The 2,288-nt window shown below is 49.3% G+C and carries 1 protein-coding gene; it reads right to left on the reverse strand.

Annotated elements, in window-relative coordinates; genetic code table 11:
* Positions 1–2,191, reverse strand: a 2,191-nt coding sequence (locus QZV86_RS09250) for an integrin alpha (RefSeq protein WP_295626754.1), incomplete at its 3' end; no start/stop codon positions are given.
* Positions 2,192–2,288: the final 97 nt, after the last annotated feature.

The following is a 2,288-nucleotide window of genomic DNA, read 5'->3' on the forward strand; positions in this document are numbered from 1 at the left end:
CGAATCCTGATGCGCGCCCAAATACCACGTAACTGGAACCGGATTCAGAACCATTCGGATCGGCTCGATAGGCACCGACAATTACATCATCAAAACCATCTCCGTTGACGTCCCCCGCACCGCTCACAGAGCCACCTGAAGAATCATACGCTGCACCACTATCCAGACGAAAACCATTGCTACCGTCGAGATCGGACAAGCTCATTGTGGCATCAAATCCAGATGCCTTGCCAAATACCACATAACTCTTCGAACCAGCACGATCACCAATGATTACATCATCAAAACCGTCTCCATTGACATCCCCCGCGTTACTAACGGAGTTAGCGAAACCTACTGTGAAAAGATTCTCCGTACCACCATCCAGACGAAAGCCATTACCTCCATCCAGACCTGATAAACTCATATGACCGCCATTTACAAAATCCGTACTTACAGCATCGGCAACCATCAACACCGCTTCATCCTGGGTGGAAAACATATGAAATTCACCCTGAAAACCGCGATCCACCCAGCCACTGTCCAAGACAACCTGATCGCCGGCATTACCCTTGACCATCAGAGTATTATTGGCGTTTCTCGGTAGATCAAGCATATCTGCCGCCGTCAGGGTTAATGTATTATCCCCGGTACCGCTTAAGTCAATAATTTCAATGCCGGTAATCTTGTCCCCCACAACCGTCAGATCCAGATTTATTCCACTGCCATCCAGACCCAGCGTATCATTTTCCTCATCCGAAAAATCACTGCCCCTGCCACCGTCAATCCGCAAAAAATCCAGATCGGACACACGGATGGTGTCGTTACCTTTCCCCCCACGAATCGTATCCGCGCCCCCGCCACCGATCAACGTGTCGTCGCCATCGCTTGCATAAAAAATTTCGGCGGCCGGCGTACCCGTACGGACATCATCGCCAGGCGTACCAAGATATGCTGCCGATCCGGTAAAATCACTACTGCTGAATACCACGTAACCGAATTTGGAAGTACCGGCCATCAAATCATCAAGGCCATCCCCGTTCACGTCTCCCGCGCCACTGACAAAACTAACTGAACCGTTCAAGGGTATCAGACTCACCGTGACATCAAATCCCGATGCCTTGCCGAATGCCACGTAACTGCTGCCGTACTGATCCTCGACCATCAAATCATCAAACCCATCGCCATTCACATCCCCTGCAGGGCTGAGCTTGCTACCCTCATCCAAACTAAAACCATTACTGCCATCAAGATCGGATAGATTCATCCTGTTTCCGAATCCGGATGCTTTACCAAACACTACGCGAAACCCAACAATCACATCATCGAAACCATCCCCGTTGACGTCTCCTGCATTGCTCACAGATGATCCATCATGCTCGTCCATATCCAAACGAAAACCATTGCTGCCGTTGACAGCAGATAAATTCATCACCGCATCAAATCCCGCAGCCTTGCCAAATAACACATAGCTGGAACCATACTGATTAGCACCAGGGGCACTTATGATGACATCATCAAAACCATCGCCGTTCACATCGCCCGCGGCGCTGACCGAAGTACCTGATTCATCTCCTCTGAATACTCCATTCAGACGGAAACCATTACTACCATCAAGACTGAATACATCCATCGTGGCATCAAACCCGGATGCCTTGCCAAATACCACATAACTGGAGCCTTCGTCATCGAAAATGGAACCGTTCAGATCAGCATCACGGTTACCCAGGATTACATCATCAAAACCATCGCCGTTGACATCTCCCGCATTGCTCACGGTGCGTATTACTCCATCCAGATGAAAACCGTTACCACCATCAAGCGTGGACACATCCATCGCCGCCCCAAATCCCTCAGCCTTGCCGAACACTACATTGGTGCCTTTGCTGCTGGAACTAACGATCACATCATCAAAACCATCCCCGTTCACATCCCCTGCGTCACTGATTTCTGCGAATCGCCCCCCTCCCCACAAGCGAGAACCATCACCGCCGTCAAGATCGGTTAAATTCATCGTCGCATCAAAACCCGTTGATTCACCCAACACCACGTAAACGGAAGCCCGATCAAGGCTAACCATCACATCATCAAAACCATCGCCATTCACATCACCCGCATTACTGACCGAATATAAGGAACTTCCTGCCTCCACATCCACGCGAAAACCATTACTGCCATCGAGATCAGCCAGATTGATACTTGTTGTTGCCATTATTACTTCCCCCAATACATAAAGAGACTTGTCGGTAATTAATCATTGTTGAAGTCATTTTCCATCATCCTGACCATGAACCATGGTGATTTGATGA

It is taken from the genome of uncultured Nitrosomonas sp. (assembly GCF_902826915.1).
Lineage (GTDB): Bacteria > Pseudomonadota > Gammaproteobacteria > Burkholderiales > Nitrosomonadaceae > Nitrosomonas.